We start from the raw sequence: 12,993 nt of genomic DNA, 5'->3' as shown, positions 1-12,993 counted from the left end.
CGCCGGCTCAGTACGGTGCTGGCCGGCGGCGTTCGCGGGCATTTTCGGCAGCGCGGTGTTGCCGGAAGCGGCGGCGAAGCTCGCGGATTCTGGACCGAGCTTCGTCGGTGCCCGCCCGGGCAAGTTCGGAACGCGAGGGCGGGTGAGTGTGGGGAGGCATATGTTTCTCCCACCAGGTCGGGCCGTCCGGGCAATTCTCCGGGGGCGCCGGCCGCCTTTTACGAACACGAAGTGGCGGGGAATTCGGAACCGAGAAGTCGGGCAGCGTTGCCCGTCTGGAACCGGCGTTGCCCGTCCACAGGATCGCGCCACCGGACAGCATCGCGCACGCCCACATTCGGGCAGTCTTCGCTTGATGATGACAAGTACATACCGGGTGCAGATTGGACCCGACCGTCCATCCACCTTCCCGAGGATTGTCGTGGTCGAACGGGACGATGTGGTCGAGTTGGCACCGCGACGACGGCGTGTCACAGCTCGGAAATGTGCACGTACGGTACGCCATTCGGACCATCGAGGCCACAGCTTTCGAAGGACGATACGTCAACGCTCCGGGCGGTGGACTCTCGAGTCCGCCGTGCCCGTCGGGGAACACTCCCGCAGTCTTCGATGGATCACGCTCGATCTCGCGCAAGAGTGAATCGACGTAGCGGCGTAGGGCAGAATCCTCCCCTGAGGTGTGCTGGTCGATCTGGTATCGACCCGGTCGGGGAACCTCCGCTGCCCCGCGAACTCTGCCGCGCCCGAGGATCCGCCGAAGCACCTGCTCGACCCGCGGTAAGGGTGACTCCGGCCGATCATCGCGAGTGCCGTTCGATCCTGCGACGGGATCGGCCGTGAATCCTGGATCCGATTGTCCGGCAACAGGATTGTCTACCTCCCCCGTGCGTTCAGCGGCGTTCTTCCTAGTGGGCCTCATGACACTCGTCTCGTCGGTCTCGACAGTGTCAGATTCGGTACCCGAGCCGGTGCTTCCACCTCGGCTTACCTCGAGCACCTCGACCAACTCGGTCAAGATTGCCTGCCACCGTGCGTCTTGGGCCAACATCCGCACCAGATCCGGATCCAATGCCGTCCCGTCCGGCAACGTCGCCGGCGTCGAGGACAATCCCAACAAGGTTTCGACGTCGACGAGGATGCTGAGTAGATGACCGCGGCGCGGAGCGATTTCTTCCGCGATACCCGCAGCCGGACACTCCTCGGTGAGCTCGCAGCGGCACACCAAGGCATGCTCGCCGTACAGCAAAGCCAACAATCCATCCACGCGGCGCTGCTGCCCGGTACGCGGATCCTTCTTGCATACGGTCGCGGCGATCTCCGAAATCAAGGCCTCTGCCTCGGCGCCTTGCAGATCCGACATCTGCGCGCGCAGTACAGACATCCCGGTCCCATCCTCGTGAATATTGACTCCGGTCGCCTTTGCCTTCGCTTCCGTCTGTGCCGCAGTCGCTTCCGCTCTGTCGAACTGCATCCATAAACTCCACACGCGGTTGCGCAAGCGGCGTGGTGCCATACTTTCGGCTGCCGCGAGAGCTTGGAATTCGATTGCCTTTACGGTGCGTGCACTGGCTTTGCCGAGCACCGATGCCAACACCACTGCTCGCGCCCAGTCGATGCCCCCGAATATCAACCGCAGCGCCGTCAACGGCAGATGGTTCAACGCCTCGGAGGTATCGAGGAGAGTGCGACCTGTCGACAGTGACACCGTCAGTTGCGTCGAGATCTCACAGAGCACTTCACGATGGCACTCCGACGGATCTCCGCCGCGCTCTTCGGCATCGGCGAGGCGGCGATCGAGGATCTCGCATACTGCCTCGACCAGGCGGCCGCGACGAACATTCTCCGCCGACGCACATTCGGTGAGGATGTCGAGCATGCCGCCAACCGCCTGGTCAGCGGTGTCGACGAACCTTGATTCGAACATACTGTCGAGTGTAACTTCTCCCACCGACACAAACTCGAAACCCAGAGATCAACGTGCGCTTGTTGATTGGTGTCCAGCCGAAGTCTCGACGCTCTGATCCTCCAGGACCGGCTCGCCGAGGCAGGTTGGACGCTGGATGCGCTTCATCCATTCCGGTGCCCACCAACAGCTGTCGCCGAGAAGCTTCATGGTTGCCGGGGCTAGGAACATGCGGATCACCGTCGTATCGATGATGAGCGCGACAATCATGCCGAAGGCAATGTACTTCGTCATCACCAGGTCCGAGAATGCGAACGAGCCTGTCATCACGATGAATATCAGTGCTGCCGCGGTGATGATGCGTCCGGAATGTGAAGTGCCGATTCGGATTGCGTCGATGGCGCTTTCGCCCTTGTCTCGCGCCTCGACCATCCGCTCGCGCCTCGACCATCCGCTCGCGCCGATGAGCAGCAGGATCATCGCCATGGTCGGACCCGGCGTGAAGTTCAACAACTCTGAACCATGCCCGTCGATGAAGATCCACGACAGAATGCCCATCGTCGCACCCAATCCGAGCGCGGTCATGAGCACGGCCTTGATGGGTAGAATCAGCGATCCGAACGTCAGGAACATGAACAGCGTCACGATGAGGACTACCAGGATCGCGGTGAGCGGCAGTCGATCCACCAGTGCAGTGATCGAGTCCTGTTCTATCGCAGGGGTTCCTGTGATCTGGACGCTTGCGCCGTCCGGAACTTCGATGCCGCGCAGGTGATCGATCGCAGGCTGGAAATCGTTGCGGTCTTCGAAGCCTGCTTTGATGACGATGACACCGTCATTGCTTGCACTGACAGGTATGAACTTCTCGTCGAGTCCGGGAGCCTCGTTGGCTTGCTTGGTGATCTGCCCGAGGGACGCACCCTGCGCGTTCGAGATCACCAGCCCGAATTCGATCTTTCCCACCGGGAGGGTAAGCGCCAGTAGTGCGAGCACGATCGTGACAGCAAACTCGAGGGGACGACGCATGACCCAGCGGGTCAGCTTGCCCCACATGCCGTTCTCGATTTCCTCGGACGGCTTGGTTTTACGCATGAACGGCACCGAGATCGATCCGGGGGGGTGTAATTCGACTGCGCTAGGGCTACTTCCTACGCTCCCGTGCGAGGAGTTCGCTGACGCTCAAGGCCTGCTGCCCGCCGCGGTGGCGTCCGCTGTCGATATCGGCTTCCGACGGATCAGGATTGACGGGTTCGTTCATTCGACGTCGACCTTGCGACGGCGTGTCCGCGTCCGCCGTCGAGTCCGAGCGCTCAGGGCTGCTGGGCGTCGGCGGATCACTAGGGGTCTCGTTGCGTCGGCCAGGCGCATTTCGAGTCGTGATGTCGTAGCGCGTACGCGGTTCGCTCGGACGGGCACCGGCGCCGCTACCGGCGGAACCGTTGGTGTGCGAACCGTTGGTTGAGGAGCCGTTGGTGTGCGAGCCGTTGGTTGAGGAGCCGTTATGCGGAGATCCGTTGGTCGTGCGATCTGCGTCGGAACCGCTGTCTCGGGGGTAGTCGCGGTTCCCACCGGTTCCGGTGCGCGAACTGTCGGACTCACGGCCGGTCGAACTACTGCTGTAGGAGCCGTTACGGGCACCGTTGGACACCGAGCGGTCGGCAGGCGTCGCTGTGGCCTTCTTCGGAGCTTCGGGAGAGTCGGTAGGCGCACGTAGATCCGCAAGCCAGCTCTCGATCGAGCGGGAGTCCGGTGCGGCGGCCCGTACGGGCTCCGGGGTGCGGGGTGGCTGCTGGCGAATCACTGGCTGCTCCGGAACCACTGGCTGTTCCGGTTTTGCTGGCTGCTCTGGAACCACTGGCTGCTCTGGTACCACTGGCTGCTCTGGTACCACTGGCTGGCGTCGAACTACCGGCTTCTGGGGCTCCGGCTGCACGACGGGGGGAGTGGCCCGAACGATCTCGGCTGCCCGAGTGTCTTCGGTCGGTGCCGTGGCAGGCTTGCCCGTCGCCGAACGCCGTTCTGCTTCCTTTGCTGCATAGGTCGATCGAACGGGACCCGCGCTCGATGGCGCGATCATCGGGATCGGTTCGGTCAGAGGTTCCGCGGCTTGTGGCGTCGGCCTCATCGGCGGCTTCACGGTGGTGACCGGGCGTCCTCCGACGAGCGCGAGTTCGGGGACGTCGTCCGGCATCAGCTCGTCTTCGAGGATCGTCTCGCCGAGGCCGAGCCGCTGCTGAATTCGCTTCATCCATTGCGGTGCCCACCAGCAGTCGTCGCCGAGCAGTTTCATGGTGGCAGGGACGAGGAACATGCGGATGAGCGTCGCGTCGATGATGAGCGCGGCGATCATGCCGTAGGCGATGTACTTCATCATCACCAGGTCGGAGAACGCGAATGCGCCTGTCACGACGATGAGGATGAGGGCGGCCGCGGTGATGATTCGGCCGGTGTGCGAGGTTCCGATGCGGATTGCCTCGCTGGTGCTGGCTCCCTTTTCGCGGGCTTCGACCATGCGTGAGAGGAGGAAGACTTCGTAGTCGGTGGACAGTCCGAAGACGATGGAAATGATCAACACCAACACTGGTGCCATGATCGGCCCAGGCGTGAAGTTCATGAAGCTCGCGCCGTTGCCGTCGATGAAGATCCACGTCAAAATGCCCATCGTCGCGCCCAACCCGAGCGTCGTCATGAGGACAGCCTTGATCGGCAACACCAGCGATCCGAAGGTCAAGAACATCAACAGCGTCACCACGAAGATGACCAGAAGTGCCATCAGCGGCAGGTTGTCGATGAGGGCGGCGATACTGTCCTGCTCGATCGCAGGAGTTCCCGTCACCATCACCGTCGCCCCGGCGGGCACGTCGATACTTCGCAGGTAGTCGATGGCAGGTTTGGAGTCGTTTCGGTCGATGAGGCCGGCCTTGAAGACGATGACGCCGTCTTTGCTCGCGCCGTCGGGAGCGAACTTCTCGATCAGCCCGGGGGCCTCGTTGGCCTGCTTGGTGATCTGCGCGAGGGATGAGCCTTGAGCATTGGAGATGATCAGCTTGAGCGGTTCGGTACGCAACCCTGGGAACAGTTCGTCGAACTCGCCCTGCGCTTCACGGGTGATGTTGTCGGGCGGCAGGTAGGTCTCGTTGATTCCACCGAATTTGATGTTGCCGACGGGGAGCGTCAGCAGCACCAGGCCGAGCACGATCGGGATCGTCACCTTGAGCGGGTTCTGCATGACCCAGCGGGTCAGCTTGCCCCACATGCCGTTCTCGATTTCCTCGGACGACTTGGTCTTGCGCATGAACTTCAAACCCAGCGCGTCGACGCGTGGGCCGAGGATCGCGAGCATTGCGGGCAGAATCGTGATCGCTGTCAGTGCGGCGAGTGCGACGGTGGCGATCGAGCCGTAGGCGACAGATTTGAGGAAGCCCTGCGGAAAGAGCAGTAGGCCGCCCAACGAGGCGACGATCATCGTCGCCGAGAAGACCACGGTGCGGCCTGCAGTCATGACCGTGCGTCGGACAGCTTGGGTGGTCGAGTAGCCATCGCCGAGTTCTTCGCGGAATCTGGACACGATGAAGAGCCCGTAGTCGATGGCCAAGCCCAAACCGACGAGAGAGACCACCGGTGCGACGAAGCTGTTGACTTCGGTGAAGTTGGTGAAGACCTTGACGATTCCGTTGGCTCCGACGACCGTGAGGCCACCGACGATCAAGGGCAGCGCTGCGGCTACTACGCCGCCGAAGATGAAGAAGAGCAGTACTGCGACGGCGGGAATGGCGAGCAATTCCATCCGGTGGATGTCGCCGGCCATGGTCGACTGCAAGGCTCCGGCGACCGCCTGCAGGCCGGTGACCTGCACGTCGACGCCGTCGACGTAGAAGACGTCCTTGATCTCCTGAAAATTGTTGGTCAGCTCGGTGTCGTTGTCACCGACTATCGCGATACTGGCGATGGCGTGGGTTCTGTCCGGGGTAGCCAGCGCCACGGCGCTGACGGCGTTGTCGACCTTGAAGTAGGTTCCGTTGATCTTGGAGATTTGATCGGGATGCTCGCCGACAAGAGAGTTGAGACTGTCGGTGACCTTCGCGTTGAAGTTCGGGTCGTCGACGGTTTTACCTTCGGGCGCGGTGTAGAGAACGATCACGTCGCTGGACTGATCACGCCCGAAGGTCTCGTCGGCGAGGCGAGCGGCCTGGGCCGACTCCGATCCCGGGTCGTCCCAGCCGCTCTGGCTCAGATGGTCGTTGAGATCCAATCCGTACGCTGCGAAGCCCAGAAGCCCGGCCACCATGACTCCGATGACCGTGAACCGCAAGCGGTAGACGAGATCTCCCCATCTGGCGAACACTTTAAGAAACTCCTTGACGCCCGACGAGAAGGGCGGACAGTGGTCGGAACGGCTGCAGCCATGCGCCTTCGTCCGGCAGCGAGTCGAGACTCACGCGGGGCAGAGACTCACGGAAGACTCCGGGAATGTCCTCGAGGTCGAGGAACTCCAGAGTCTCCGATGTGACCGCCCAGCTTGCGTGCTCACGGAACCCGAGCACCTGAACGGGCACACCAGTTGCGGCGATGCTCTCCAGTGGCTCACGAAAAGCCTGGCCATCAGCCGAAGCGACCATGACTCCGGCAAGCCCGCCACCGCGATTACGAAACTCGATGTGGTCGAGCATGTCGTCGTCGACATCACTGTCTTCGTCCACCTTGGGCTTGGCGAACACCGCAAAACCCACGTTACGCAACGCTTCGACCCAGGGTCGAACGACGTCGGCGCTGCCTGGAGCGATATTGGTGAATACCGTTGCCTCGGCTTCGAGGATCCCCGAACCGTTCGTCGACAGTTCGGCGGTGCGCTGCAACAGCCATCGGCCCAGCGCATCGAACCGTGGGCGGTAAGCCGCAGTCGGCCTGCCGCCGAGAATTGCGCCGAGCCCCATGTCGAGGTTAGGGGCATCCCACACCAGAAGCACTCGCTTGTTGTGATGAGAATCACTTGCGTCGAGGGCGGGTATAGGAGCGAAAGCTGTATTCGGTACCTCTTCGCTGACGCTCATGGTGTGATCTTCCCCCATATCAACTCCGTCACCGAGCTGCCCACAAGTTGGGCTTTGCCCTCGAACTTGGTGACGGGTCGCTCGTGTGTCATCGGAGACTCCCAATCGAGAACGGTCAGCAACGGTTCTGCGTTCCCGGCCTCGGTGATCCATTCTGCGTACTCGGCGTGATCGGTTGCGACGTGCAGAACTCCGCCTGGCTTCAGTCGGTCGGCGATCATCGCGAACGTGGGGGCCTGCAGCAGCCGTCGTTTGTGGTGGCGGACCTTGGGCCAGGGGTCCGGAAAGAACACCCGGACACCCGTCAACGATTCAGAGGTCAGCATGTTCTCCAACACGTCCATCGCGTCGCCGCGAAGTAGACGAATGTTGTCGATCTCCTCGCGCTCGATTTGCTGCAGCGTCTGTGCGAGACCTGGGCGATAGACCTCCACGGCCATCAAGTTCACATGCGGTTCGGCCTGAGCCATCGCGGTCGTGGCGGTGCCGGTTCCGGATCCGATCTCGAGGATCGCGGGCCCTTGACGGCCGAACCACCCATCGACGTCGATGAGGTCGTCGGCGACATCGCGGCCGATCTTCGGCCACAGCGTGTCCCAGGTGGTCTGCTGCGCGGCGGTCAAAGCTCCGCGCCGGGAGCGAAAGCTCGTCACCCTCGGGTACAGCCGGGACCCTCGATTCTGGCCCTGGTCGTCCCCTGGTTCGAGGTTCGGCGTGGTGCTTCGTGCGTCGTTCACTGGACCATTGTCGCCCATCGGGCGAGCGTGTGACAGATGGGTCTGGAGTTGAAGTTGAGACTTTGCGTGTAAATGCAGGCCAGCGGGTGTCTTCTGTGGAAAGTTTCTGGCGGGTCTGTGTCAGAATCGGTCCGCACGACGGGTGGGGACCCTGTCGTGAGCGCAAAGCCCGGTTACGTGCAGCAATCTCGGTGGGGGGAAGTCATGAGCGGAGTGAACCAGGGACGAATACGCTCTCTTGCGTCGAGTGTGTCCGAACGCGATCCAGGTTCGGGCCGTGAGATCGGTCTCGCGCTCGACCGCTGCTTCGCCCGGATTCGCATTCAAGTGTCCGGTCGGGTCGGGGTGGGCAAGTCCTCGGTGCGTGCGGTGCTGACTGCATCCACTGTTTCCCGGTTCCCAGACGTCGGTTGGGAAGACGTCGAGATCACCGAGACCGCTGCGATGGACGTGCCGAGCGCACCCGATCCCGATCTCGACGGGGACGTAGTGGTCTACGTGCTCACGAGTGGCGCCCAGAAGGCGGATGTCGACGCCGTGGCGTCGGCGTCGCACGTAGTGCCGGTACTGGCCAAAGCCGACACCGTCGACGATCTTGTGGGGGCGCTGGACCGGTTGACGTCCGCGGTCGGTATCGAAGTGTTTCCGCTGATGGGGACGATCGCCCGGGCGGTGTCGGAGGGAGAGCCGAAGTCCTTCGAGATGCTTCGCCGAGCGGCTCCACACCTTTCCCCGGACATGATGCTGACGAGGGAGAGGTTTCTGCGTGCCGACATTCGCCACACCTCGGAGTCGCGGGACGTGCCGACTGCGGCCGAGCGGGACGAACTCGTCGAACGCATCGAAATTCTCGGTGTGCGCACTGCAGTAGAGGCGCTTGGTTCCGATCCCACGATGGATGACGTGCGGATCCGGCTTCTGCTTCTCGGTGTCAGTGGAGCGGCGCGGTTCACCGACACAGTTCGGCAGAGCGTCGAGCGGGTGCGCATCGAAAGGCAGGCGCGCCTACTGCACCGGTTGACCGAACTTGCTGCCGAGCATCCGACCAGCGCCGAGGAACTCGAGACCTTCCTGGCGTCCGACGAGGCAGTCCTGGCGATCATGCGGTCGGCGTTGGATGCGCTCGGCGAGACGGCCGAGCCGGGGAACAAGGTCGAATCGGCCGCACTGTGGCTCGCACGCTCACAATCCACCGAAGATCCGAACTACAGCCGGGCAGCACGCGCGATCTCGCGGGGGTATCTGCGAATGCGAGCACGCTCGTGATCGACGTACCCGCCGACATGGACAGCGTCGTTCGCCGGTGGTATCCGATCGGGACGGACGACATCGCGAACGCACGACGCGCGGTTCCCCGCGGCGTCTATCTCTCCGGAGTCGGCGGATCGGGCGTCTCTGCCGTCGAGAAAGAGTTGGCAGTGGCAGCAGACGGGGTACTCGAGTGGGCTCATGACGTCACCACGGCAGCGGTGGTGGTGTACGTACTCGATGCGTCCGCACCGCTCGGCCGCGACGCCCTGGCCGAGCTGGCGCCCGCGTTGGAGTCGACGACCGTCGCTGTGGTGATCAACAAGATCGATGCCCACCGAGATTGGCGTGAGGTTCGGCGATCGGTGTCGGCAGTGATCAGCGACCGCGTTCCTCGTGCTGTCGACGTGTCGCTGTGGCCCATTTCCGCCAAGCTCGCCGAGTGCAGCCGCACCTCGGCAGATCGCGACGCGCGCGACTCGCTCGCGGACGAGTCGGGGATCGATGCGCTCGGGGCGTTCGTCTGCTCAGCGATGGTGCAGGCGGACCACACGGTGAGCGAGCGGAAGTACAACGCAGCAGTACGTGCGGCCGCCGCGGGTGCGCGTCGCGAGATCGTGAACAAGGCGCGGGCGGTGACGAGCGCGTCGACGACAGCAGGGCTGCGCGCAGAGCGCGCTCGTCTCGCCGACTCACGTGATCGCGGGCGGACCGACCGCGCTGCAACGTTGCGTAGCAGGCTCCAGTTGAGCCGCGCGGAAACGATGCACGAGATCAACGAGGCGGTACGCCAATTCACCTCTCATGCAAGGGAATCTGTCGAGAACGCGAGCAGAGCGGAGCTCTCTCAACTACCCGCTCATCTGACTCGGATGCTCGAACGCGCCAGAGACGGGGTGGAATCCTCGTTGGTGACGAGACTGCGCTCGATCGATGCCGATCTAGGTTTGGGCGCGGAAGTGCCCGCTGAGGTAGAGGCTCGGACCGAGATCGAGGAACCGACCTCGCGTCGCCGAAGCATGGAAGACCGCATCATGATTTTCGTCGGTGCATCCGCCGGTGTCGGGTTGGGTCGAATTGCGGTGTCGCCGTTGTCGATGGTGCCCGCGCTGGCGATCGCCGTCATTCCCTTCTCGCTGATACTCGGCGCCCTCGCTGCGTGGTGGCTGGTGCACGCCCGCTCGCTGGTTGCCGATCGGGTACATGTGCGTACGTGGGCGTACGAGAGGGCAAGATCGGCCAAGTCGTTGTGGGAGCAGGGTGCACTCGCCCGTATCCTCGCCGCCGAAACCACCTTCGCGCAGGCGGAAGGTGAGACTTCGCGTGCGATGGCGATCTCGGTCGAGACCGAACTCGGGCGAGTCGAGGCCGCACTGAGAGGTGCCGCGCAACATCGGGCGGCGGTTCTCGCAGCGTGCGATAGAGACCTTGCATCGCTGGATCGCGGAATCGAGAAGTTCGACGTGTCCGACCCGGCGAATTCTCACCCAGAATCTCTCGAACGAAGGGTGGAACCGACGCGGTCCGCGGCGCGTCTGAACAGATAGGGCGCGAGAGTACTTCTCGTACGAGACTTCGAGGTGGGGACCATGGACTTTACCGATGCGTTCTTCGTAGACGCGAGCACCGCGGTCGACCGCGACGAACCGTCGGAGGCGCTCTCGACACAGATGTTCGACGTCGACGGCGATGGGTTCGACGAGACTCGGGTGACCCACACCGATGCAGGGGTGACCATTGCACGCGACGCGGACGCCGACGGCGTGATCGAAACCTTCACAAGTTTCGGACGTGACGGCGGTTACCAATCCTGGGAGATTTTTCGTACCGCCGACGGATCTTCGCGGTGGGAGCGTACCGATTCGGGCGAGATTTTCGATTAGTTGTAGTTGATCGTTCTTCCATGTCAGTACCGATAAGCGCGTCGGCGCGAACCGTCTTTCCATCAGCTGAATCGTTCTTGTGACCAATCGGACAACACCCCGGTTCCGGAACGGCGTCACTCGGCGTTAACCTGAGACCAGGACACCCGGCGCCCGTGTTCTCGATTGACGTGACCGGTAGTATGCGGTATACGCAAGTCGGCAATCGGGCAGCGCCCCACAGAAAGGGATGATCAGGTTTGCTTTGTACCGCTGCTCAGCCCGGCAGCGACGAAGTTGAATCTGGTTCCGGCTCACCCCAGGAGAGTTAGATGACCTCAGCGACCATTCCCGGTTTGAACGGCACTGATGCCGCACTTCCCACCCAACACAAGGAACTTCTTGCATGGGTGCGGGAAGTAGCAGAACTCACCGAGCCGGAGCGGGTGGTTTTTGCTGACGGATCCGACGAAGAGTGGGAGCGACTCACCACACACTTGGTGGACGCAGGCACTTTCACGCGGCTCAACGACGAAAAGAAGCCGAACTCGTTCCTCGGCAATTCCGATCCGACCGACGTTGCACGCGTCGAGTCGCGGACCTACATCTGTTCCAAGGAAGAAATCGACGCAGGTCCCACCAACAATTGGATGGACCCGTCGGAGATGCGTGAGCTGATGACCGGGCTCTACCGCGGCAGCATGCGCGGACGCACCATGTACGTAGTCCCGTTCTGCATGGGCCCGCTCGCCGCCGAGGACCCCAAGTTGGGCGTGGAGATCACCGACTCGGAGTATGTCGTCGTCTCGATGCGCGTCATGACTCGTATGGGCTCGGTAGTACTGGACAAGCTCGGTAACGACGGATTCTTCGTCAAGGCATTGCATTCGCTCGGCGCCCCGCTCGCCGACGGCCAGGACGACGTCCCGTGGCCGTGCAACAGCACCAAATACATCACGCATTTCCCCGAGGACCGCGAGATCTGGAGCTTCGGTTCCGGCTACGGCGGCAACGCTCTGCTGGGCAAGAAGTGCTACTCGCTGCGCATTGCGTCGGCAATGGCTCACGACGAGGGCTGGCTCGCCGAGCACATGCTGATCCTCAAGCTGATTTCGCCGGAGGACAAGGCCTACTACATCGCCGCGGCATTCCCGTCCGCATGTGGCAAGACCAACCTCGCGATGATTCAGCCGACCATTCCGGGCTGGCGCGCCGAGACCATCGGTGACGACATCGCGTGGATGCGCTTCGGCAAGGATGGCCGTCTCTACGCCGTCAACCCCGAATTCGGCTTCTTCGGAGTCGCACCCGGCACCAACTGGGATTCCAATCCCAACGCGATGAAGACCATCGATCAGGGCAACTCGTTGTTCACCAACGTGGCACTGACCGACGACGGCGACGTGTGGTGGGAGGGTCTCGAAGGAGACCCGCAGCATCTGATCGATTGGAAGGGCAACGACTGGACGCCCGAGTCCGATCAGAACGCCGCACACCCGAACTCGCGCTACTGCGTGCCCATGGCTCAGTGCCCGTCGATGGCGGCCGAGTGGGACGACCCGGAGGGTGTGCCGATCTCGGCGATCCTGTTCGGAGGACGTCGCAAGACGACGGTTCCGCTGGTCACCGAGGCTCGCGACTGGCAGCACGGCGTGTTCATGGGCGCCACCGTCGGATCCGAGCAGACAGCAGCAGCCGAGGGCACGGTCGGAGCCATCCGCCGCGACCCGATGGCCATGCTGCCGTTCCTCGGCTACAACGTCGGTGACTACTTCCAGCACTGGATCGACCTCGGCAAGAACGCCGACGAGTCGAAGCTCCCGAAGGTGTTCTACGTCAACTGGTTCCGCCGCGGCGACGACAAGCGCTTCCTCTGGCCAGGATTCGGCGAGAACTCCCGCGTCCTGAAGTGGATCGTGGAGCGCATCGAGCACAAGGCCGAAGGCGTCGAGACGCCCATCGGTGTCGTCCCGACGGCAGCAGCACTCGACATCACGGGCCTCGACACCACCGTCGAAGACGTCGCCGAGGCGCTCGCGGTGAACGTCGACGAGTGGAAGGCCGAGATCCCACTGATCGAAGAGTGGTTCGAGTTCGTCGGTGAGAAGCTTCCCACCGGAATCAAGGACGAGTTCGAAGCGCTGAAGCAGCGTCTGGGCGCATAGTCCGACAGTACGAAGCGGGGGACCACC

General features: G+C 62.8%; 8 protein-coding genes and 1 pseudogene. 4 read left to right on the top strand and 5 right to left on the bottom strand.

Annotated elements, in window-relative coordinates:
- Positions 1-7: 7 nt before the first annotated feature.
- From QMK32_RS04415 to trmB, 5 genes and pseudogenes are all read right to left on the bottom strand, one after another.
- Positions 8-1,924, bottom strand: a complete 1,917-nt coding sequence (locus QMK32_RS04415) for an HNH endonuclease signature motif containing protein (RefSeq protein WP_283473284.1) — start codon at positions 1,922-1,924, stop codon at positions 8-10.
- A 48-nt stretch (positions 1,925-1,972) separates the two neighbouring features.
- Positions 1,973-3,013: pseudogene (locus QMK32_RS04410) on the bottom strand (MMPL family transporter); the annotation flags it as partial.
- A 31-nt stretch (positions 3,014-3,044) separates the two neighbouring features.
- Complete coding sequence (locus QMK32_RS04405) at positions 3,045-6,248, bottom strand: MMPL family transporter (protein ID WP_283473283.1); 3,204 nt, start codon at positions 6,246-6,248, stop codon at positions 3,045-3,047.
- 1 nt (position 6,249) lies between these two features.
- A complete protein-coding gene (locus tag QMK32_RS04400; RefSeq protein WP_269301581.1) occupies positions 6,250-6,954 on the bottom strand; it encodes an NYN domain-containing protein in 705 nt (234 codons plus the stop codon).
- Entirely contained in the window at positions 6,951-7,709 is a 759-nt protein-coding gene (gene trmB / locus QMK32_RS04395) for a tRNA (guanosine(46)-N7)-methyltransferase TrmB (protein WP_283473281.1), read from the bottom strand. Before trmB ends, QMK32_RS04400 begins: the two co-directional genes overlap by 4 nt.
- 138 nt (positions 7,710-7,847) lie before the next feature.
- Here trmB and QMK32_RS04390 point away from each other — a divergent pair, with 138 nt between their 5' ends.
- The 4 genes from QMK32_RS04390 (at position 7,848) to QMK32_RS04375 (ending at position 12,966) form a co-directional block, all read left to right on the top strand.
- Positions 7,848-8,957, top strand: coding sequence for a hypothetical protein (locus QMK32_RS04390; RefSeq protein WP_283473280.1), 1,110 nt, complete (start codon positions 7,848-7,850; stop codon positions 8,955-8,957).
- Entirely contained in the window at positions 8,954-10,486 is a 1,533-nt protein-coding gene (locus QMK32_RS04385; RefSeq protein WP_283473278.1) for a hypothetical protein, read from the top strand. Before QMK32_RS04390 ends, QMK32_RS04385 begins: the two co-directional genes overlap by 4 nt.
- Positions 10,487-10,528: 42 nt before the next feature.
- A complete protein-coding gene (locus tag QMK32_RS04380) occupies positions 10,529-10,822 on the top strand; it encodes a DUF6802 family protein (protein WP_283473277.1) in 294 nt (97 codons plus the stop codon).
- 311 nt (positions 10,823-11,133) lie between these two features.
- Positions 11,134-12,966 carry a phosphoenolpyruvate carboxykinase (GTP) gene (locus tag QMK32_RS04375; RefSeq protein ID WP_283473276.1) on the top strand — a complete coding sequence of 611 codons (1,833 nt, stop codon included), beginning with the start codon at positions 11,134-11,136 and terminating at the stop codon, positions 12,964-12,966.
- The last annotated feature ends 27 nt before the right edge of the window (positions 12,967-12,993 follow it).

It is taken from the genome of Rhodococcus sp. H29-C3, from assembly GCF_030063405.1.
Taxonomy (GTDB): Bacteria; Actinomycetota; Actinomycetes; order Mycobacteriales; family Mycobacteriaceae; genus Rhodococcoides.
Note: the sequence above shows the minus strand (reverse complement) of the source record. Positions and strands in the feature narration are given on the sequence as shown.